Genomic DNA, 21,285 nt, shown 5'->3' with positions numbered 1-21,285 from the left:
TTAACCGAAAAAAGTTGTACCTTTGTCGCCAAAATAAGGTCATCTGGTGGCCGATGCCACTACGATGAAAAGGGAATACGGTGAGAATCCGTAACTGTACCTGCAGCTGTAATCCTCGCAAAAAGGGTTTGCCTGTATAACGCCACTGAGCCACAGGCTCGGGAAGGTAAGGCAGACTGAGGAAAGTCAGAAGACCTGCCGAATGTCAATTGAAGATTGACAATTTAACTTTAGACCGTTCAGGAGTTAGCGGTTGTGATAATTTGATAGTAATGAAACTAGAGAAGCAATTGGCAATAGGCCTGAGTTTGCTTGCTATTGGTGCAAATGCCCAGACCGACATTTGGCGTGCTGATAGTTTGCAGGAGGTGGTGGTGACAGGTACTGGTACGCAGCACCTGCTGAAAGATGCGCCCGTGCAGACCGAAGTGATCAGTCGCCGGCAGTTGCAGCAGTATGCCGGCAAGAGTATCGAGGATATCCTGTCGGGACTGACGGCATCGTTCGATTTCAGCGAGAACGATATGAGTAGCAGACTGCAGATGAATGGTCTGGGCAACGCGTATGTGCTGATACTGATAGACGGTAGGCGCCTGCATGGTGATAATGGTGGCGAGAACGACCTGAGTCTTATCGACCCGCATAATATCGAGAAGATAGAAATCGTGAAAGGGGCCTCGAGTGCCCTCTATGGCAGTGATGCGATAGCTGGTGTGATCAATATCATCACCCGCAAGCATCGCGAACAGGGCGTGATGGTGGAGAACACCACGCGCGTGGGCTCTTATGGCGACATCAGGCAGCATAACGGCGTGGCGCTCAACTATGGTAAACTGTCGAGCTACACCAACTTCCAATTGCAGCACTCCGACGGTTGGCAGAACACCGCCGAGGAAGCTATCCAACAAACGGAATACCACATCACCGACTCGCGCAACAAGACGGTGAACCGGCATACCAACTGGCAGATAGCTGAGCGACTGACTTATCAGCTCACGCCTGCCATCGAACTCTATGCCGACGGTAGCATCTACTGGAAGCGCATCTATCGCCCCTGCGGTCATCATCCCGGTGTGGACGTGAAGACATGGGATCTGCAGTACAACAATGCGTCGGCGTCGGTAGGTGGTAAGTGGAAGCTGAACAAGACCGACGTGATTACGCTGGATGCCGACTGGAAGAAGCATGCCTATAACTACGCCTATACCGACACCACGCTGACGGATGGCTATGTGAACGGCCGTTTTACCAATTATTTCCCTTACTTCCCCGGTGATAAGGAACTGCAGAGCGACCAGCGACTGACTAACATCTCGCTGAAAGGAATCTTTGCGTTGCCCTATGAGCAGCAGTTGAGTGCCGGACTGGAGTATCGCTACGACTGGTTGAAAGCGCCGATGCGTGTGGCTGGCGGAAAAGCGACTGACAATACCGAAGCACTGTATGTGCAGGACGAGTGGGCACTGCTGGATCCACTCTACATCACAGGCGGTTTGCGACTGACCCGCAATGAGGGATTCGGCACCCGACTGACACCAAAACTGTCAGCCATGCTGAAGTTGGGCGACCTGCGACTGCGAGCCACCTGGAGTCAGGGTTACAAGACACCTACGCCTAAGGAGTTGCACTATCAGTATATCAAGAATATGAATGGTGTGTATCTCTACCTGGGCAATGAAGACCTGAAGGCACAGACCTCGAATTATTTCGGTGCCAGCGTGGAATATACCATCGGGCACCTGACGCTGACCTTGGCGCCTTATATTAATAAGGTGGACCGCATGATCACGCTGGTGACCATACCTACCAAGCAGGCTCCGGGCGAACTGATTACGAAATACGACCCCATCCGTGTGCGTCAATATCAGAATATGGAAGATGCCAAGACCTATGGCGTGGATTTCACCGTGCGCTATCAGGGTAAGCACTTCACAGCTGGTGGTAGCTACAGCTATCTGGACACCGAAGCCAACCAGTATGACACTGAGAACGACGTGATGCAGAAGGTGACCATCGACGGTATGGCGCATCACAAGGCTAACGTATATGCCACCTGGAACCATCAGTTCTCAAAGAAATACCAGTTGGGCGTGGGTATCTACGGACGCTTGAGCAGTAAGCGCTACTATCAGATAGACGGCGACGGCAAGGGTTATCAATTGTGGCGACTCTCAACCAATCATCAGATAGGCCGACTGCTGAAAGTGGATGCCGGTATCGACAACATCTTTGATTTCGTGGACCGCACGCCTCACGGACTGCATCTGGGCACCACTTCGCCAGGCAGAACTATCTATGCCTCGCTCACACTGAGATTCAATCAAGGTAAGAAACTATCAAATAAGTTTAAGTCTAATTTTAATTACAACAACAATGAAACAGATTAAGTTTTTGATGCTGGCCATGCTGACAGTAGTGGGCAGCGCACTGTTTACAGCTTGCGACAGCGATGATGACAACAAATCAACACAGTCGAACTATGACAGGTATCAGCAAGCTGTGAACCAGACAGTAAACAACCAGAAGAAAAATGATAAAGTGATTCTGCTGGTGGCCTTTGGCTCTACCTGGGAGCAGGCCTATGACACCTTTGATAAGGTGGTAGAGGATTACAAGGCAAGTTTCTCTGGATGGGATGTGTATCTCTCATTCTCTTCGGCCATCTGTATCAACAATGCCCGTGCGGGTGAGAATGTGGAACCAAAGGACTACTACGACCCAGAGCACTGGCTCACTGCTATCGGACTGGCTGGTTACAAGCAGGTGGTGGTGCAGTCTCTGCAGGTAATCCCTGGTGAGGAGTATCGCCGTGTGCGCGACAGCTATGTGAAGGACTTCATGAACAACCGTAATGGCGACTTCACTGATGCTTACATGAAGAGTCTGGACCGCCAGGTGGTTGTAGGTACCCCACTGATGGCTGAGGAGAGCGACGCCAAGACACTGGCTAGCACACTGAACAACGAGGCTGACGTGAAGGCCGCTGTGGCTCAGGGTATCGTGGCTTTCATGGGTCATGGTAATCCAGAGGGTTACGACTACTATGGTGGTAACGTGCGCTACCTGCAGCTGGAGGAGTATCTGCGCGAAATCAATCCTAACTTCTATGTAGGTACCGTTGATATGGACGAGACTTATGCCGAGGATGTACTTAACCACATTGCTGGTGGCACATTCGACTATCAGATTGGCGATGTAACCAAGACCATATCTTATCCTGAGAATGCAAGCAAGAAGGCTCAGCTGTTTGTGCTGATGAGTATCGCCGGTGATCACGCCCACAACGATATGGCTGATGATGAGGATGATGAGAGCTGGTTCTCTATGTTTAATGCTGCAGGCATTGAGACTGCTGCCTATGAGACCAACTACACTGAGGCTTGCTGGAAGAAGTATAAGAGCGGCGAGGAGTATATCCCCGGACTGGCTGAGCGTAGCGCCGTTCGCAAACTGTGGATGAACCACACCCGTGAGGCTATCGCCAAGCTGGGCACCGACGAGGCTCTCTCGACACCAACAACAGCAGCCGAATAATTAAGATTAGTTTTGTTAAATGAGGATTAAATATTTCTCTTTCCTGGTGGTACTCCTTTCGGGGAGTACCGCCTTTTCACAAATTCATAAGACGGACTCGTCGACTGTCCGTCGTTCTTACAACCTTAATCCAATTGTGGTTACCGGTTCTGGTCATCACCAGCGCCTGAAATCAACAGCCACACCTGTGAGGGTGCTCTCCAGTCAGGAGATGCGTGAACAAGGTATTACGACCTTCGACGGCGCACTCACACGCATGATGCCGCAGGCATCGATGGCGCCCAGTTCGATGGGTAGCTTTCTCAGACTGAACGGACTTGGCAATAAATACATCCTGATTCTGATAAACGGTCAGAAACTATCGGGCGACATCTCAAACAATGTGGATCTGAATCGTATCAACATGTCGCGCGTGAAACGTATCGAGGTGCTGGATGGAGCTGCCTCATCACTCTATGGTAGCGATGCCATCGCAGGCGTTATCAATATCATCACCGATCAGCCCACACAGGAAATGATGAGCGTCAGCAGCGACACGCGTGTGTCAGGGCATGGCGTGCTCACAGAGTCGGTTGGTCTCGACATCTTCAAGAATGGCTTCGGTTCCTACACCTCGTTCATGCATGATAGGGCCGACAGTTATCGTAACAACGACCTGGAACTGGTGAAAGGTTCTGACACAGAAACTCAGGCGTCGATAGCCCCGCTGTTCACCGGCTATCGCTCTGATATCATCGGACAGAAATTTACTTATACCCCCAATAAGCATTTGGCGCTGAATGCGGGTATAGACTATTCATATAAGATAACCGATCGCCCAGAAACACGCAGCGATATCACTGGCGGTACCGACTACGAGATGCGATACAAAGGACTGCGATGGAACGTGGGCGGAATCTATAAGTTTACGGCCAAGAACTCGATTCAGGCCGATTTCGTGGTGGACCGTTTCCGTTATGGCAAGGAGTATGATGTGGCCACGAAGACCAATGCCATTGGCGACTACGTGCAGTCGAAGAAGCAGCGCATGATGGAGGGACAGTTGAAAACTATCTTAGGACTGACGGCTCACTCAACCACCATCTTCGGTGCCGACTGGCGCAAGGAGTATCTTAATGCCACCAGCGGTAATATCGACAGTCATGTGTATTCGCTCGCTGCCTATGCCCAGCACGAGATGACGCTGCTGAAGAACCTGACGGCGACACTGGGATTGCGACTGACGCATCATGAGACGTTTGACCAGCATCTCACACCAAAAGCCACACTGATGTATGCACCGGGAAACTTCAGATTCCGAGCTACTTACTCTGCCGGTTTCCGTGCACCTGGGCTCGATGAACTCTACTACCACTATTTCTCTGTGAATCGTGGTAAGGCACAGATCAGCTTTGGCAATCAGGACCTGAAGCCTGAGAAGAGCAACTACTTCGCACTGAATGCTGAATATCGCACACAGGCTCTGGCTGTGAGTGTGACGGGCTATCTGAACCGTATCAACGATATGGTGGTGAAACAGAATGTGGATGTGGATGATGCCAGTAGGCAGATGCTCATGACAGAATTCCCGGAGATGACACAGGACCAAGCCGACAAGATGGTGAGCTACGCCCTGTATCAGAACAGTGATAAAGGCGACGTGAAGGGTGTGCAGATGAATGTGTCGGCTAATCTCTTCAGTGGTTTCAACCTCTCAGCCAATTATGTCTATACGTATGCCCGCACCCATAGTGGTGAGGTGTGGACGGTGCTGGAGCGCAGTATGCGCCACGCTGCTACGGTGGCAGCCAACTACCATCATGCCTGGGGAAAATATGCACTCACCGTGAACCTGAATGGACGATTGCAGTCGAAGACTTATTATACGGGCAGTTATGAAGATGCGCCTGGTTTCGGTTTGTGGAACCTGCATACCACGCATGCCTTTGATGTGGCCAAGTGGGCTTATCTGGAGCCTAGCATCGGTGTAGATAATATCTTCGATAAGGTTGACCGTCGCTTAGACTCTTCTACGCGCAAGTATGCGCTATACACACCAGGACGCATGCTGGTGGTAGGACTGAAAGTAAAATTCAAAATCTAAGAGGATATGGGAAAGATTATCGTAGCTGGCATTGGTCCTGGTTCGCAGCAGGACATCACACCAGCAGTGCTCGAGGCAGTGCGACAGGCCGACGTGATAGTGGGCTATCAGTATTACTTCCAGTTTATCATGCCTTATGTAAAGGCAGACTGTGAGTGTATCGATACGGGCATGAAGAAGGAACGACAGCGCGCTGAACAGGCTTTTGAACTGGCCGAACAGGATAAGACGGTGGTGGTGATCTCTTCGGGTGATGCCGGCATCTACGGTATGACGCCCTTGATCTATGAGATGCGCCGCGAACGTGGCTCGGATATCGAAATCGTGTCGCTGCCGGGCATATCCGCCTTCCAGAAGGCTGCCTCACTGTTGGGTGCGCCTATCGGGCATGATATGTGTATCATCTCGATGAGCGACCTGATGACGCCTTGGGAGGTGATAGAACGTCGCATAGTGGCGGCTGCGATGGGTGACTTTGTGACGGCGGTCTATAATCCCAAATCGCATGGGCGCTACTGGCAGCTGTATCGCTTGCAAGAGATATTCCTGCAGCATCGTTCGGCTGAAACACCTGTGGGCTATGTGCGCCAGGCGGGTCGCGACGACGAGGTGGTGAAGTTGACGACTCTCGGCGCTTTCGACCCTGAGGATGTGGATATGTTTACCGTCATCATCATCGGTAATTCCCAGTCCTATATAGCTGACGGCCGACTGATTACGCCACGCGGTTACTACCGTGAGGTGGTGGCTGAAGGCGAGAAAGTGGGGCAGAACATCATGATAACCTCATTCCGCACCATCGCAAAGGAACTGAAACGACAGGACTATCCGCTCGACCATAAATGGGCACTGCTGCATGCCATCCATACTACAGCCGACTTTGATATGGAGAATATCCTGTATTCAGACGAAGGGGCTGTAGAAACGCTCTATCAGAAGGTGAAGGATGGCACACTGAAGACGATCATCAGCGATGTGACGATGGTGACCAGTGGTATCCGCAAGGGGGCGGTAGAGCGACTGGGTCTTGAGGTGAAATGTTATCTCTCAGACCCACGTGCCACTGAGATGGCTGAGCGCTTGGGTATCACGCGTACGCAGGCTGGCATCCGTCTGGCTGTGGAGGAGCATCCTGATGCACTGTTTGCTTTTGGCAATGCACCAACAGCGCTTATGGAACTGTGTGAACTGGTGCGCAAAGGCAAAGCGCATCCAGCCGGTATCATCGCGGCACCTGTGGGGTTTGTGCATGTGTGCGAGTCGAAACACATGGTGAAACCTTTCCGCGATATTCCCAAACTGATAGTGGAAGGACGTAAAGGCGGTAGCAATCTGGCTGCGACACTCTGTAATGCGATTCTGACTTTTGATGATGCTGCACAACTAAAACCTGGTCGCGACTTATGAAGAAGTTACACCCTCTGATGTTCGTTGGTACAGGCAGTGATGTGGGTAAGAGCATCCTAGCTGCAGCCTTCTGTCGCATCTTCCGTCAGGATGGATATGCGCCAGCGCCTTTTAAAGCACAGAATATGGCGCTTAACTCTTATGCCACACCCGACGGTTTCGAGATAGGGCGTGCACAGGCTGTTCAGGCCGAGGCGGCTGGCATCCCTTGTGAGACGGATATGAATCCGCTACTTCTTAAACCCAGTTCTGACCATACGTCGCAAGTGGTGCTGCATGGCAAGCCATTGGGCAACAAGCATGCCTACGACTACTGGCGGCGGGGCTGTTCCAATATCGATTACCGACAGGAAGTATGCGGAGCCTTCGATCGCTTGGCGGCTCGCTATAATCCTATCGTGATGGAGGGCGCTGGCAGTATCTCGGAAATAAATTTGCGTGCAACCGACTTGGTGAATCTGCCGATGGCACGCCATGCGCAGGCGGATGTGATACTGGTGGGTGACATTGATAGAGGTGGCGTGTTTGCATCGGTCTATGGCAGTATTGCGCTGCAGACGCCCGAGGACAGAAAACTCATCAAGGGTATTATCATCAATAAGTTCCGTGGTGATATGCGTCTTTTCGACGAAGGGCGACGGATGCTCGAGGATCTGTGTGAGATACCTGTGTTAGGCGTGGTGCCATACTATAAGGATATCTATATCGACGAGGAGGATTCGGTGGCGCTGGAGCAGAAGCGCCGGCAGTTGATAGCTGGTAAGGTGAACGTGGCAGTGGTGCTGTTGCGACATATCTCCAATTATACCGATTTCGACACCCTGGAGCGTCATCCGCGTGTGAACCTGTTTTATACCAATAATATCTCGGATCTGGAGCAGGCTGATATCATCATTCTGCCTGGCACGAAATCAACCCTCGACGACCTGTTGGAGTTGCGTCGGAACGGTTGTGCGCAGACTATCATGCGCGCCCATCGCGATGGTAAGATGGTGATAGGTATCTGTGGTGGTTATCAGATGCTGGGACTTTCGGTGGATGATCCTGATGGTGTGGAAGGTTCGATAGCCAGTCTGCCTGGTCTTGGACTGCTGCCCATCCACACCACCATGAGCGCAGAGAAGACCACCCGTCAGGTGAGTTTCCAGTTTAATGGTCAGACCTGTCAGGGTTACGAGATTCATCAAGGCGTGAGTGATACCGATGAGATGATCATGCAGACGGATCATTGTATTGGTACATATATTCACGGTTTCCTCGACAATCAGTCGGTTATCGACTATCTGTTGGGTACTAAGCAGACTGTCACAGCGCAGGATGCCGATTCTTTTAAGAACGAGCAGTATAATAAGTTGGCAGCCCACGTGCGCCAGCATGTTGATATACAGCGTATTTATGAGATAATGAGTCATGATTAATCCGATAGCATTATTGATAGGTTGGCTACTCGATTTGATATTCGGCGACCCAGTGAGGTTGCCGCATCCAATCGTGTGGTTTGGTCGGATGATTGCCTTTGGCGAACGGCATCTGAATCATGGTAACCATCGCCAACTGAAAGGTGCTGTAATGGCCGTATCCCTGATAGTCGGCGTCTTCACCATCACATGCCTCATCCATTCATACCTCTCAGTTCTCAGTTCTCAGTTCTCACTTATCTTCGATGTCCTCATCATATTCTATTGCTTAGCTGGTACCACGCTGATACGTGAGGTGCGACAGGTGTTTCTGGCCTTAGACAGATCGTTAGACGAGGGTAGGGCGCAGGTGGCCCGTATTGTGGGTCGCGACACCTCGGAGCTGTCGGCCCAAGAGGTACGTACGGCAGCACTCGAAACACTGGCTGAAAATCTAAGCGACGGCGTGATAGCACCCCTGTTCTGGCTGATGTTGTTGGGCACACCTGGTATGCTGGCTTATAAGATGGTGAACACACTCGACTCGATGATTGGCTACCATACCGAACGCTACCTGCAGTTTGGCTGCTGGGCCGCCCGTATCGATGATGTAGCCAACTTCATTCCTGCACGTTTAACAGCGTTACTGATGGTTATTTGGTGTCCAAAACATCTTGGATTTGTTCGTAGATATGGCCGCCAACACGCCTCGCCTAATAGCGGTTATCCTGAGGCGGCATTAGCCAGCATACTGAATTGCAGATTTGGTGGACCACATAAGTATTTTGGTGAAGTATTCGATAAACCTTATATCGGTAATAACGACAGAGAACTGACCACAGCAGATATGAAAACAGCTGTACGAGTAAATCGCACAGCTGAAATCATCATGGTTATTATCGTGTTGGCAAGTAGTCTGATTAGCCTACTTTTATCTCGATAGTCTTACTTAATTTTCTGCTCTTATCAGTTACCTTTAAGATGGCTGTTCCTGGTTGCTTGGCACCACGAACAATCACTACCAACTGCCCCTTAAACAGCTTCATGGTAGGCTGCTTAAATGGCTCCAAACTAGTGGCATCACCATTGCATACAGCTTCGAAGGTTCCTGCACCTGTAACCTCGAAAGTAAGCTGATCATCAGCTTCGGGAATCATGATGCCATTCTTATCCGTAAGCGATACAGTAACGAAGGCTAAATCGTCGCCATCGGCCTTGAGGCATGGGGCATCGTGCTGAGTCCAAACATCACAAGCGATAGCAGAAGGCTTGCCAGCCGTGCGGATGGTCTGCTCGCCAGCCTTGTTACCCAGGGCATCATAAACAACAACTTTCACTTCGCCTGGCTTATAAACCACGTTGTTCCAACGCAGACGATAGCGGTCTAATCGCTCAGCAGGATTCTTGGTAACCTTGCCCTGACTCTTGCCATTTACAAAGAGTTCGCCCGTAGGATAATCGGTGTAGCAATATACTGGTGTAACCTTACCAACGCGCTCCTTACCAAAACTCCAGTGGGGCAGCAGATGGATGGTGTGCTGATCCTTGTTCCATTTTGAACGATACAGGAAATAACGATCCTTTGGCAGACCAGCCAAATCGCAAATACCGAAATAGCTGCTGCGTGCAGGCCAGTACTCGTCGTATGGGGTGGGCTCACCCAAGTAGTCGTAACCTGTCCACACAAACTCACCAATCACCCAAGGCAGATCGTCCTGCATCACCCAGTCGTCATCGGGCAGATTGCTCCATGAGCAGTGTTCTACATCATAAGCCGAACACTGACCATCTTCCTTCAGTACGGCACCAGGAATATAACCAGGCGACCATGAGGCATACTGCGAGTTGTCCTTAATCTCGACAGGGAACTTATATACACCACGACTGCTGACAGTTGAAGCGGTTTCTGAACCTAACAGGAAACCCTGTGGCAGCTTGTCGTAATACAGTTTGTATTTAGGCAGACGATAGTTATAACCTGGTACATCCATCACAGCTGCAAAACCATAGTTCACTGCTTCATCTACTCGGTCCATACCCTGTGTAACGGGACGTGAAGGATCGAGCTGATGACACAGATCCTGCAAGGCATTGGCCATCTTCGGACCTACGGCTTTATTGCCCTGTTCTGGGATTTCGTTACCAATACTCCACATGATGATGCTGGGGTGATTACGGTTGGCCAGTACCAGATTGGTAATGTCCTTTTCCCACCACTCATCAAAGAAGCGGGCATAGCCGTTCTTACACTTAGGATACTTCCACATGTCAAAACTCTCGGCCATCACCATCATACCCAACGAATCGCAAACATCCATCTGCATCTGACTGGGCATATTATGCGATGTACGAATAGCATCGCAACCCATCGCCTTCATCATCTTGATCTGTCGGATAAGCGCACTCTTATTGATGGCAGCGCCCAGCGGACCAAGGTCGTGATGCAAGCAAACACCCTTGATTTTACGTGATACGCCATTGAGTTGGAAACCACCATCCTTTGAGCATTTAATGGTGCGGATACCAAACTTCTGTGTTACTTCATCGAGTAGTTCACCACTCTGTGAGTATTTGATACGAGCGGTATATAAATAAGGTGACTCTGGGCTCCACAACTTGGGCTGATTAACGGTTATAGCCATTTGTACGATGCCCTCGTTATTCAGGTCATCGCTACTGCCGCTTGCCACCACCTTGCCTGTGGCGTCGCAAATTTCTACATCGAATTTTAAACCACCATCCAGCGCACTGCCGATACCCACGTTTACATCGAGCACAGCCAGATTGGCATTCAGCTCACGGGTGCGGATATAAGTCTTCCAAGGGTCAATCCATCCATATTTTGTAAGTACCAGTTTTACAGGACGGTAGATACCAGCGCCAGGATACCAGCGACTGCTTTCTTCTACGTTCTGCAGATCAACTTCCAGCAAGTTGTCGCCTGTTTGTATAAATGGGGTGATATTTACGCGAAAGGTATTGTAGCCGTAAGCCCAATAACCGGCCTGCATGCCGTTGATAGTAACAGTAGGTTCGGCCATAGCACCATCGAATACCAACATGGCATGCTTGTAACCCTCGGGGATGGTGATGGTTCGCTTATAATGTCCCTCACCAATCCAAGGCAGGGCGCCCGAACGTCCACTCTTTTCGGTTGCTTCGGTTTCGCCATTCTGTTCGATAGCCACCTTCTGCAAGTCCCATTTCTTATCAAACGGTCCTGCAATAGCCCAGTCATGAGGCACAATAACGGTTTGCCAATCGGTTTTGTTTTGAGAGAAGAGCCAGTTATCGCTCAGCATGAGTTCCTGTCGCTGCTGGGCAAACACCGATAACGGAGCTGCCAACAGCACTGTTAATAGTTCCTTTTTCATAACAATTTGTTATTAGTAATCATTTTTTTGCTGCAAATTTACTAATAATTTTCTGAAATAGTTGGCTATTTGATAGTTTATTTGTATTTTTGCGGCTAAATTTCGGATTTTAAAAGTAAATAGGTATATGAAACACCAGTTACGCAGCGCAGTCTGCACAGAGGGACGTAGAATGGCTGGAGCCCGCGCTTTGTGGGTGGCCACGGGTATGAAACACGAGCAGTTTAGCAAACCCATTATTGCCATCGTGAACTCGTTTACCCAGTTTGTGCCTGGTCATACACATCTTCACGAGATTGGTCAGGTTGTGCGCGAGGAAATCGAAAAGATGGGCTGCTATGCTGCCGAATTCAATACGATAGCCATCGATGATGGTATTGCAATGGGTCATGATGGTATGTTGTACTCACTGCCCAGTCGTGATATTATTGCCGACAGCGTAGAATATATGGTTAACGCCCATAAGGCCGATGCCATGATTTGCATATCAAACTGTGATAAGGTAACACCAGGTATGCTGATGGCTTCGATGCGACTGAATATTCCTACGGTGTTTTGTAGTGGCGGCCCGATGGAGGCTGGTAAGTGGCGCGGAGAGAATGCCGACCTGATTACCGCTATGATTAAAGGTGCCGATCCTAGTGTGACCGACGACGAAATTAAGGAGATAGAACAGTGTGCTTGTCCTGGTTGTGGTAGCTGCTCGGGTATGTTTACAGCCAATTCGATGAACTCACTCACTGAGGCCATCGGTCTGTCGCTGCCTGGCAACGGAACTATCTTGGCAACTCACACTAATCGTATCGAACTGTTCAAGGCCGCTGCCCGTCAGGTGGTAAAGAATGCTTTTGCCTACTACGAGGATGGTGACGAGAGCGTATTGCCACGTAACATTGCTACCCGCAAAGCCTTTATGAATGCGATGGCATTGGATATCGCTATGGGTGGTAGTACCAATACGGTGCTGCACTTGCTGGCTGTAGCTCAGGAGGCTGGTGCCGACTTTACGATGAAGGATATCGACGCTCTGAGCCGCAAGGTGCCTTGCTTGTGCAAACTGGCTCCTAACACCCAGAAGTACTCTGTACAGGAGTGCGGTCGCGCTGGTGGTATTCTTGGAATTCTGAACGAACTGAATAAGGGTGGTCTGATTGATGGCAGCGCACCACGTGTTGACGGCATGACACTCAACGAGGCCATGCAGAAATATAGTATCGTGGATGGTGCTATAGATGCTGAAGCTAATCGCATTTATCAGACGGCTCCTGGCAATCGTTTCTCAACCAAGATGGGATCGCAGAGCGAAGAGTGGGGCACACTTGATACCGACCGCGAAAACGGTTGTATTCGCGACTTAGCCCATGCTTACACCAAGGATGGCGGACTGGCTGTGCTGTTTGGTAATATTGCACAGGACGGTTGCGTGGTAAAGACCGCTGGTGTTGATGAAAGTCTGTGGCACTTCGAGGGTCCAGCTGTGGTATTCGACTCACAGGAAGATGCTTGCGAGGGCATTCTGGGTGGTAAGGTAAAGAGTGGCGACTGCGTGGTAATTACCCACGAAGGTCCAAAGGGTGGTCCAGGAATGCAGGAGATGCTGTATCCTACCAGCTATATTAAGAGTATGCACCTTGGTAAGGAGTGTGCGCTGATTACCGACGGACGTTTCTCGGGTGGTACATCTGGCTTGAGTATCGGTCATATCTCGCCCGAGGCTGCCAATGGTGGTAACATCGGCAAGGTAAAGGATGGCGATATCATCGTGATTGATATCCCCAGCCGTTCTATCAGCGTTAAACTGAGCGACGACGAACTGGCAGCACGCCCACAGCAACCTCTGAAGCGAAACCGTGTGGTTAGCAAGGCATTGCGTGCTTACGCCCAGAGCGTATCGAGTGCCGATAAAGGCGGTGTGAGAATAATCGACTAAATGGTCAATGATCAATGTTCAATGAATTATGAAAGATAGAATAACAGGTGCAAAGGCGCTGATGAGGGCGTTGAAGGCCGAGGGTGTAAAAACCATTTTTGGTTATCCCGGCGGTTCGATCATGCCCACCTACGATGCGCTCTTTGATTATACACGAGGCGAAAAGAAATATTTCGACCATATATTGGTGCGCCACGAACAAGGTGCAACCCATGCCGCAGAGGGCTATGCCCGCGTTAGTGGCGAGGTAGGCGTAGTTTTGGTAACCAGCGGTCCTGGCGTAACCAATACGTTAACAGGTATTGCTGATGCCATGATGGATTCGACGCCTATTGTGGTGATTGCCGGACAGGTGCCAACAGGCGCTTTGGGTACCGACTTCTTCCAGGAGGTTGACTTGGTTGGCGTATCGCAGCCTATCTCTAAGTGGAGCTACCAGATTCGTCATGCCGAAGATGTGGCTTGGGCTGTAAGTCGTGCATTCTATATTGCCCGTACAGGTCGTCCAGGTCCTGTGGTGCTTGATTTTACCAAGAACGCACAGGTAGAGGAAATCGACTGGGAGCCTATGAAATGCGACTTTATCCGTTCGTATGTGCCTTATCCAAAGTTGGATAACGAGGCAGTACGTAAAGCTGCCGAACTGATTAATAATGCCAAGAAGCCTTTGGCTTTGGTTGGTCAGGGCGTAGAGCTGGGTAATGCTCAGAAAGAGTTGCAGGCATTCCTCGAAAAGGCAGATATCCCTGCCGGTCGAACCATGTTAGGACTTTCGGCACTCCCTTCAAATCATCCACTCAATGTGGGTATGTTGGGTATGCATGGTAACTATGCCGTGAACTTGAAGGAGCAGGAGTGCGATGTGCTGATTGCTATCGGCATGCGCTTCAGCGATCGCGTAACTGGTAATCTGAAAACTTACGCCAAACAGGCTAAGATTATCCATTTGGATATCGACCGCAGCGAGATAGATAAGAACGTAAAGACCGACGTTGCAGTTGTAGCCGATTGTAAAGAATCGCTACCTGCCATCACAGCACTGCTTGAAGCCAACAACCATCAGAAGTGGCGCGACTCATTTAAGGAGTTGGATGCGATGGAGCGCGAAAAAGTGATTGAGCCCGCCATCCATCCTACCGAAGGTCCGCTGAAGATGGGTGAGGTTGTAAATGTTGTAGCCGAGATGTCGCCAGACGACACCGTTCTGGTTACAGATGTTGGTCAGAACCAGTTGTTTGCAACACGTTACTTTAAGTATCATCACAAGCGAAGTTTGTGTACCAGCGGTGGCTTGGGAACCATGGGTTACGGTCTGCCTGCAGCCATCGGCGCAACCTTTGCTGATTCTAATCGTACAGTATGCTGCTTTATGGGCGATGGAGGATTCCAGATGAACATTCAGGAACTGGGTACCATCATGGAACAGCAGAAGCCTGTAAAGATGATTGTCATGAACAATCACTACCTGGGTAACGTACGCCAGTGGCAGGACATGTTCTGGATGCGCCGTAAATCATTCACCAAGATGATGAACCCGAACTACGAGCTCATTGCCAAAGGTTATGGTATTAACTATGCGGCTGTAATTGACCGTAAGGATCTGCCTGGACTTGTAAAGAAGATGCTTACTACCGATGGACCATTCCTGTTGGAGTGCGCCATTATGGAGGAAGATAATGTTCTGCCAATGACACCTCCAGGTATGGACGTTGACAAAATGCAGCTTGAGGTGTGATCAATTGATAATTGACAATTGAAAATTGATAATTATGGAAAATAGGAAGAAATTATATACACTGCTGGTTTACTCGGAGAACGTAGCCGGTATCCTGAATCAGATTACAGCTGTGTTCACCCGTCGTCAGGTAAATATCGAGAGCTTGAATGTATCGGCATCAAGTATTCCTGGCGTACATAAGTACACCATCACTGCTTGGAGCGACGAAGATCAGATAGTAAAGATTACCCGTCAGATTGAGAAGAAGATAGATGTAGTAAAGGCCAACTTCTTTACCGACGAACAGCTGTTTATCCGTGAGTCGGGTCTTTACAAGCTGTCAACCCCGATGGTGCTCGAGAATCCTGAGATATCGCGTACTATCCGCAGGTTCCAGGCCAGCATGATCGAGGTGAATCCCACCTATACCATTGTACAGATGCATGGTGTAACCGAGGATATTATTTCGTTGTTCCGCGCCCTCGACACGTTTGGTTGCGTGCTGCAGTACACCCGCAGCGGACGTATTGCCGTAACCCGTGGTATGCAGGAGCAGGTTAGTGAATTCTTAGAGTCGAGACAGGAGAATGGATAAAGTAGGAAAATATGATTTTTTAGCAGAGCCCTTTCACTGCGACTTTTCGCAGCGATTGTTTATGGGCCATATAGGCAACCACATGCTGAATGCAGCCGATTATCACTCGTCGGCACGTGGTTTTGGCATGAAATATCTCATGACCATCAAGCGTTCGTGGGTACTCTCACGACTGGCCATCGAGATGGACGAGATGCCACAGATGTACACGAAGTTTAATGTAGAGACATGGGTTGAGAGCGCGATGCGCTTCTTTACCAGTCGTAATTTCCGTGTAGTAGGCGAGGATGGTAAGGTGTATGGCTACGGACGTAGTATCTGGGCCATGATTGACACCGAAACACGTCAGCCAACCGATATCTTCGCAATTGATAATGGTGCCATCAATAACTGGATTGTTGCCGACAAGGAATGTCCCATTGATAAAGGCGGACGTGTAAAAATGGACGATAGCGCCCAGTTGGTTGGTACAGTAGAAACCAAATATAACGATGTAGATATCAATGGTCATATCAACTCGGTTAAGTACATCGAACATGTGCTCGACTTGTGGGATTTGGATTGGTATCGCGAGCATCAGATTAAACGTTTCGAAATAGCTTACGTGGCCGAGGCCCATCAGGGCGACACACTCTCGTTCTACCGCATGCAGACAGGCGAGAACGAATATTGCATCCGCATCTGCAAGGATGGCGATACCGAATGTTGCCGAAGTAAAGTGATATTCAAGTAAAAAACAAAAAGGTTAGCAATTCGCTAACCTTTTTTGTTGTGATTCGGTTGGGACTAGAACCTACCTTGATAATCAACTATTTACAAGCCTTTTTGCTACCCAGTGGACAGCGGTAGCAAAAGCGATCTTCACTCCAGCATATCAATTCTCAGGGGGCATCTCTTTGCTCCTTTCCTACTAACTAACTTAGTTAGTTGTTTAGGACACTGCAAATATACACAATATTTTTGTTACTACCAAGGAATGAACCCTTTTTCTTCTTGTTGCTACTAACTTTTAACCTTATCCTCACGATTTGCCACTAATCAAAGTTAGTTAATGCATTTTCGCAGTTAATTTTTGTATAATTGTGTTTATTTTCTTAGTGGATTGAGTTAATAACTTAGTAGCAGAGTATTCTTTTTTTCAAAGTGTTCATTTCGTGGAAAGTTTTTTAGATACATTTGCAGCGGGTTAAAGATAACCTAAAAAGTTACTCACCTAAATGTATAATTAACTAACGAATTAAAAATGAAAATGAAAAAACGAAATCAACAATCAGAGATGCCAATGTGCTCTCTAAAAAAGAAATCTAGCCAGGTTGAACCCTCTAATTATAATAGGTATGTTTAAGAGAGTAAGGAACAGGGCGAAGTGGTTCAGATCAATCAAACCAGGTGATGTATCTGGGGGCCAGTTTAAGAATAGCTTATGTTTTAAGTCAATTTCTGTTCAATTGGCGGACTTCAACAAGACACTGGCAAAGGATAAAGGTGTATTTATTCATGCTAAGTATTATCCTGAAGTTTCCTGTGTCACTCTTGTGGGTGTAACACTGGAAGAAAGGCAGAAAGAATTGGTCGACTGTAATTTTAGTAATCATTGGCGTAAAAAGCTAGAAAAAGAAGGTTATGATTCAAGTTTCGGATATTGATTCAAAGGAAAAAGCTCTAAATGCCGGCGAAGCTGGAGCTTTGTTTGGCATCACTGGCGACGCCATGTATAAAAGAGCCAAGAGAGGAATGGCCCCATTTCACAAACTTGGAAGAAAAGTCTACTTCTTTGAAAGTGAATTAATTGGTCATATAAGACAGATTTAAGATGAACTGGATAATAAGTCCCTCCAGAGTTCTCTGGGAAGATAGCGACGGAGGGCAATTTTCTTAATAAATAGAAAATTGCCCGAGTTGTCAGTATAATATTGCGATGCAGCATTAGAGCAAATTTTGCAAGTAAATCAATAATAATAAGGTAATGAAGATTAGAATTCAAAACACTAATGAAGGTCTCAGAGTAAGAGAGACATGGAATGAGATAGAGTATAAGAAGGAAGTTTCGAAGAATAGTGGTAAGGTCGAAGGTTCTGTTATAATTGCAGCTGAATATTTTCTGACCTGCTTTCCAAGATTCAAAGAAATGATAATTAATACAGATTTTACAGACGATGTATAAGCCAGTATTAAGAAAAGAGTCGAGCGATAGGGGTATAATCACCCTGACGTTCAATGACGGGCAAGTCGATTCACAAATAAGGTTTGTCGACGAAAGTGTTTTTCTAGGGTTTGTATTCGCACTGCGGTGCCTGGTATCTTCAGGAGCAGATTCAATAGGATGTATGATACCTGTAGAATCAAATACCGCAGCGGGAACAATTAAATTTCAAGAATATGAGGAAGAGAAATAAAGAAAAGATAATCAGACATACCACAGAATGTGGATCCATCATCCTTACTTTCTTTGGCAAAGATCATAAAGAGGAGATGACTTTCAAAAGTGATGAGGAATATCAGAGATTCCTTTTACTGATGCAGTTTGGAACTGTAATCATTGGCGACGGACAATGCAGTTTGTTGTAACAGCCATCAATATTCTTACTGGCGAGCGTGAGGCAATATCGTCCCCGCGCTCGCAGTCTTTGGCCACTGCGCTGATGGAAAAACACAAGCGTAGTTGCAGATACAAGCGACATCAGCCGTGGTCAAACTTCCTAGTCGAACCATTCGACAAGTACCAATCACTAAAAAAAAAGAATAATGAAACACGATAATATACAGTCCCTGGTTACGCAGTTCTGGAACTCGCTCGTTGATACCAACGACGAGTTAAATGCGTTTATCAACGGTGGCCTCCCTGTTTCCGCCGAGAAGCGTCACAAGAGTTTCGTTCAGCATTGGGACAAGATGAAAGAAAAGGCTGAAGCCCTGTGCGACGAGATTGAGCAACAGTCTAGCCTCAGTGTTGACCAGATAGATATTAAGCTCCCCTGGACAAGTCAGAAGTTCAAGGATGAATGGCAGATGTGGAAAGATTACCTGATAGAGCAGCACAACAAGCGAATGAAGAGCCGCATGGAGTTTGCTGCCCTGGCGCATCTGAAGAACATCAGCGAGGACAAGGAGTCGGTAGCTATCGAGTACCTTCAGTTTGCAATGGCCGGTGGCTATCCGCGTTTCTTCAAGGTCACAAACAAGAATTACGAATCCCCAACAGTTACAGGAGTTAGAGGCGATGGCGACTATTAGTAAGAATAGGATGGATCAGTTAGTTAACGACGCCATCGAGAAGCGACAACATGCGTACCAGGAGTCCACTAAGGAAATGCATAAGTGGCATTGTTCCGTTCTTTCAAAGGAGAGTTTCTGGAAGTTACTTAGAGCTAACGCCGAGGCTTTTATGGCCGAGCGTGGCTTCTTTCGGTCATTCACCGTCGACGATGACAACCGGGAGATAATCAATCAGATGTTTCTTTATACTGCAGGGGACGATAAATGTAAGTGGGACCTAAATAAAGGTATATATATGGGCGGAAAGGTAGGTTGTGGTAAGACGATTCTCATGCATTCTTTCTGTGAGATTCTTCATTTTATCTCGGGGAACACTGTAGAAATGATTCCTGCTCCAGATATATGTCGTATGATTGCAGAAAAGGGGTACGAACCATTTGCTAGTAGACCGCTATTTATCGACGAGGTTGGGCGTGAACCAATGGAAATGAAAGCCTTTGGCAACACTATCCACCCTATTAAGGAACTGATGGCTATACGTTATAATAAGGGTGCACGTACCTTTTTTACTTCTAACTTCAGGGTTGGTTCGTTGTCGAAGTGGCGCGACGAAAGTGGTACTCTTATAGGTTATGGCCAGGATATAGGCGACCGCATACGAGAGATGATGAACATTGTTGAACTTCCTGGTGAAAGCCGACGTGAAATATCAGCAAAATGAGCAAAGTGCAACGTAAGCAGCTTGCGGCCACGGTTTCTTCCGAACGCCCGCACAACCGACTTGACGAGGTAAAGGATTGGCTCTCACGCAACTATATTGTGCGTGTGAATCTTCTTGACCGTACCAAGGTATCTCTTAGTCCCACACCGGAATGTGAATACGAGTATCTACATCCGATTACCGAGGATGACATTTTCCTTCATGCCTATGCTGACGAGCTACCAGTATCGCAGAAGGTATTGAAGCTTCTGCTGTCCAGTCCTAATCAGATGGAGTCCTTTAATCCGATAATCGACTACCTGAACTCCCTTCACGGTAAGTACCAGGGCCCTTCACAGATCGACCTTCTCAGTAAATCCCTTCACGTTGTTGTCGGCAGTCCCGAAAGGGCTGGGCGTATTCTTCGTAAATGGCTGATAGCCTCTGCAGCATGCGCTTTGGGCATCCGTCAGAATGATGTAGCCCTCGGACTAGTAGGAGAGAAGGCCGGTATCGGTAAGACTACCTTTTTCGAAATGCTCGTTCCGCCATGTCTGCGTGAGTATTATCAGGTAGCCCAGAAGGATGAGCGTCTGTTCCAAATGCCCCTGGCTTTCGTTCAGCGTTTCATTCTGAATTTCGACGAGTTCGCTGCCATCCGTAAGAGCAATGAGGAGGACTTCAAGCAGTTGATGTCCTCCAGCTTTATAGAAGTCAAGCGCCAAGGCTCCCGCTATTCAGAGAAAGCGGCTCGCGTGGCTTCTGTCTGCTTCACCTCAAATAAGAATCACCGTATGGGCGGCTTTATAAGGGTTCCAGATAAAGGTCTGATGCGCCGCCTGGCCATCATCGAGGTCGACGGCTTTGATGATTATCGCGCCTCTCTCGATGTGGATCAGCTATGGGCAGAAGCCATCATGCTTCTCGACGGTGGTTTTAATCCTACCTGGACACAAGAGGAATACAATCAGTTCGTTGATGAGAATCGCCAATATGTCTGCGAATCTAATGCTCTCCGCTTACTGAAGCTTCACTATCGAAAGCCAGAAGTAGGGGAGAAAGGCGAATTCATGACAGCCAAGAATATTGTCGATCAGCTCAAAGAGCGCCGTAAGCTCTCTTCCGTCACCCAGCAGGTCAATGAAGTTACCGTTGGTCTGGCGCTTTCCGTTCTTGACTTTAAGCCTCGATCGGCTCGTGATAAGAGCGGTGCGCCAAGGTATGGCTATGATATTGTACCTTTATTCGATAAGGCATGAGTTAGTATTTTTCTTTATTTTAATCATATATTGTTGTTTCAGAGCTGTGGCACTGGGAAGTGCTGCAGCTTTT

The 21,285-nt window shown here is 48.4% G+C and carries 17 protein-coding genes and 1 riboswitch; of the genes, 16 read left to right on the top strand and 1 reads right to left on the bottom strand.

Translation table 11 applies throughout. The annotated features are described in order from the left end of the window. Positions 1–27: 27 nt before the first annotated feature. Positions 28–218: riboswitch (cobalamin riboswitch) on the top strand. Between the two features lie 54 nt (positions 219–272). The 6 genes from T500_RS0104265 to cbiB are packed head-to-tail and all read left to right on the top strand — an operon-like array spanning position 273 to position 9,364. Further along, entirely contained in the window at positions 273–2,387 is a 2,115-nt protein-coding gene (locus T500_RS0104265; protein WP_028907077.1) for a TonB-dependent receptor plug domain-containing protein, read from the top strand. After that, on the top strand, positions 2,374–3,534 hold the full coding sequence (locus tag T500_RS15120) for a sirohydrochlorin cobaltochelatase (protein WP_051611867.1): 1,161 nt from the start codon (positions 2,374–2,376) through the stop codon (positions 3,532–3,534). Before T500_RS0104265 ends, T500_RS15120 begins: the two co-directional genes overlap by 14 nt. Before the next feature lie 19 nt (positions 3,535–3,553). After that, positions 3,554–5,617, top strand: coding sequence for a TonB-dependent receptor plug domain-containing protein (locus T500_RS0104255; protein WP_028907076.1), 2,064 nt, complete (start codon positions 3,554–3,556; stop codon positions 5,615–5,617). Positions 5,618–5,623: 6 nt separating this feature from the next. After that, the gene (gene cobJ, locus T500_RS0104250; protein WP_028907075.1) at positions 5,624–7,024 is read left to right on the top strand and encodes a precorrin-3B C(17)-methyltransferase; all 1,401 of its coding nucleotides are present in this window, start codon (positions 5,624–5,626) and stop codon (positions 7,022–7,024) included. Continuing rightward, positions 7,021–8,442, top strand: coding sequence for a cobyric acid synthase (locus T500_RS0104245; RefSeq protein ID WP_028907074.1), 1,422 nt, complete (start codon positions 7,021–7,023; stop codon positions 8,440–8,442). The genes cobJ and T500_RS0104245 overlap by 4 nt, the downstream gene beginning before the upstream one ends. Beyond that, on the top strand, positions 8,435–9,364 hold the full coding sequence (gene cbiB, locus T500_RS0104240; protein ID WP_028907073.1) for an adenosylcobinamide-phosphate synthase CbiB: 930 nt from the start codon (positions 8,435–8,437) through the stop codon (positions 9,362–9,364). Before T500_RS0104245 ends, cbiB begins: the two co-directional genes overlap by 8 nt. On the opposite strand, the gene T500_RS0104235 is transcribed toward cbiB, so the two are convergent. Further along, positions 9,342–11,795, bottom strand: a complete 2,454-nt coding sequence (locus T500_RS0104235) for a glycoside hydrolase family 2 TIM barrel-domain containing protein (protein WP_028907072.1) — start codon at positions 11,793–11,795, stop codon at positions 9,342–9,344. The two genes, cbiB and T500_RS0104235, sit on opposite strands and share 23 nt — an antisense overlap. 127 nt (positions 11,796–11,922) lie before the next feature. Here T500_RS0104235 and ilvD point away from each other — a divergent pair, with 127 nt between their 5' ends. The 10 genes from ilvD (at position 11,923) to T500_RS16835 (ending at position 21,212) form a co-directional block, all read left to right on the top strand. Continuing rightward, on the top strand, positions 11,923–13,725 hold the full coding sequence (ilvD, locus tag T500_RS0104230; RefSeq protein ID WP_028907071.1) for a dihydroxy-acid dehydratase: 1,803 nt from the start codon (positions 11,923–11,925) through the stop codon (positions 13,723–13,725). A 25-nt stretch (positions 13,726–13,750) separates the two neighbouring features. Further along, on the top strand, positions 13,751–15,460 hold the full coding sequence (gene ilvB / locus T500_RS0104225; protein WP_028907070.1) for a biosynthetic-type acetolactate synthase large subunit: 1,710 nt from the start codon (positions 13,751–13,753) through the stop codon (positions 15,458–15,460). A gap of 34 nt (positions 15,461–15,494) precedes the next feature. Beyond that, positions 15,495–16,037 carry an acetolactate synthase small subunit gene (gene ilvN / locus T500_RS0104220; RefSeq protein WP_028903746.1) on the top strand — a complete coding sequence of 181 codons (543 nt, stop codon included), beginning with the start codon at positions 15,495–15,497 and terminating at the stop codon, positions 16,035–16,037. After that, on the top strand, positions 16,030–16,770 hold the full coding sequence (locus T500_RS0104215) for an acyl-[acyl-carrier-protein] thioesterase (RefSeq protein WP_028907069.1): 741 nt from the start codon (positions 16,030–16,032) through the stop codon (positions 16,768–16,770). The genes ilvN and T500_RS0104215 overlap by 8 nt, the downstream gene beginning before the upstream one ends. 604 nt (positions 16,771–17,374) lie before the next feature. After that, positions 17,375–17,683 (top strand): hypothetical protein, encoded by a 309-nt coding sequence (locus tag T500_RS0104210; RefSeq protein ID WP_028907068.1) that lies wholly within the window; start codon positions 17,375–17,377, stop codon positions 17,681–17,683. Then, entirely contained in the window at positions 17,661–17,849 is a 189-nt protein-coding gene (locus tag T500_RS0104205; protein WP_028907067.1) for a hypothetical protein, read from the top strand. The genes T500_RS0104210 and T500_RS0104205 overlap by 23 nt, the downstream gene beginning before the upstream one ends. A gap of 154 nt (positions 17,850–18,003) precedes the next feature. Beyond that, a complete protein-coding gene (locus T500_RS0104200) occupies positions 18,004–18,201 on the top strand; it encodes a hypothetical protein (protein WP_028907066.1) in 198 nt (65 codons plus the stop codon). Positions 18,202–18,782: 581 nt separating this feature from the next. Beyond that, a complete protein-coding gene (locus T500_RS0104185; protein ID WP_028907063.1) occupies positions 18,783–19,271 on the top strand; it encodes a hypothetical protein in 489 nt (162 codons plus the stop codon). Positions 19,272–19,281: 10 nt separating this feature from the next. Then, complete coding sequence (locus T500_RS0104180; RefSeq protein ID WP_155267428.1) at positions 19,282–19,974, top strand: hypothetical protein; 693 nt, start codon at positions 19,282–19,284, stop codon at positions 19,972–19,974. Further along, positions 19,971–21,212: a VapE domain-containing protein gene (locus T500_RS16835; RefSeq protein WP_028907061.1), complete on the top strand. Its 1,242-nt coding sequence runs from the start codon at positions 19,971–19,973 to the stop codon at positions 21,210–21,212. Before T500_RS0104180 ends, T500_RS16835 begins: the two co-directional genes overlap by 4 nt. Positions 21,213–21,285: the final 73 nt, after the last annotated feature.

It is taken from the genome of Xylanibacter ruminicola Ga6B6 (assembly GCF_000687715.1).
In the GTDB taxonomy this organism is placed as follows: Bacteria; Bacteroidota; Bacteroidia; order Bacteroidales; family Bacteroidaceae; genus Prevotella; species Prevotella ruminicola_B.
This window is presented reverse-complemented; position numbering and strand designations above follow the sequence as displayed.

Excerpts from the sequence above, each read along its gene's own strand:
- T500_RS0104180 (WP_155267428.1), top strand. The coding sequence starts at position 19,282 with ATGGATCAGTTAGTTAACGACGCCATCGAGAAGCGACAACATGCGTAC.
- T500_RS0104235 (WP_028907072.1), bottom strand. The coding sequence starts at position 11,795 with ATGAAAAAGGAACTATTAACAGTGCTGTTGGCAGCTCCGTTATCGGTG.
- T500_RS15120 (WP_051611867.1), top strand. The coding sequence starts at position 2,374 with ATGAAACAGATTAAGTTTTTGATGCTGGCCATGCTGACAGTAGTGGGC.
- T500_RS0104255 (WP_028907076.1), top strand. The coding sequence starts at position 3,554 with ATGAGGATTAAATATTTCTCTTTCCTGGTGGTACTCCTTTCGGGGAGT.
- T500_RS0104205 (WP_028907067.1), top strand. The coding sequence starts at position 17,661 with ATGATTCAAGTTTCGGATATTGATTCAAAGGAAAAAGCTCTAAATGCC.
- T500_RS0104265 (WP_028907077.1), top strand. The coding sequence starts at position 273 with ATGAAACTAGAGAAGCAATTGGCAATAGGCCTGAGTTTGCTTGCTATT.
- T500_RS0104215 (WP_028907069.1), top strand. The coding sequence starts at position 16,030 with ATGGATAAAGTAGGAAAATATGATTTTTTAGCAGAGCCCTTTCACTGC.
- T500_RS0104210 (WP_028907068.1), top strand. The coding sequence starts at position 17,375 with ATGTTTAAGAGAGTAAGGAACAGGGCGAAGTGGTTCAGATCAATCAAA.
- T500_RS0104245 (WP_028907074.1), top strand. The coding sequence starts at position 7,021 with ATGAAGAAGTTACACCCTCTGATGTTCGTTGGTACAGGCAGTGATGTG.
- T500_RS0104200 (WP_028907066.1), top strand. The coding sequence starts at position 18,004 with ATGAAGATTAGAATTCAAAACACTAATGAAGGTCTCAGAGTAAGAGAG.
- ilvD (WP_028907071.1), top strand. The coding sequence starts at position 11,923 with ATGAAACACCAGTTACGCAGCGCAGTCTGCACAGAGGGACGTAGAATG.
- ilvN (WP_028903746.1), top strand. The coding sequence starts at position 15,495 with ATGGAAAATAGGAAGAAATTATATACACTGCTGGTTTACTCGGAGAAC.
- cobJ (WP_028907075.1), top strand. The coding sequence starts at position 5,624 with ATGGGAAAGATTATCGTAGCTGGCATTGGTCCTGGTTCGCAGCAGGAC.
- T500_RS0104185 (WP_028907063.1), top strand. The coding sequence starts at position 18,783 with ATGAAACACGATAATATACAGTCCCTGGTTACGCAGTTCTGGAACTCG.
- cbiB (WP_028907073.1), top strand. The coding sequence starts at position 8,435 with ATGATTAATCCGATAGCATTATTGATAGGTTGGCTACTCGATTTGATA.
- T500_RS16835 (WP_028907061.1), top strand. The coding sequence starts at position 19,971 with ATGAGCAAAGTGCAACGTAAGCAGCTTGCGGCCACGGTTTCTTCCGAA.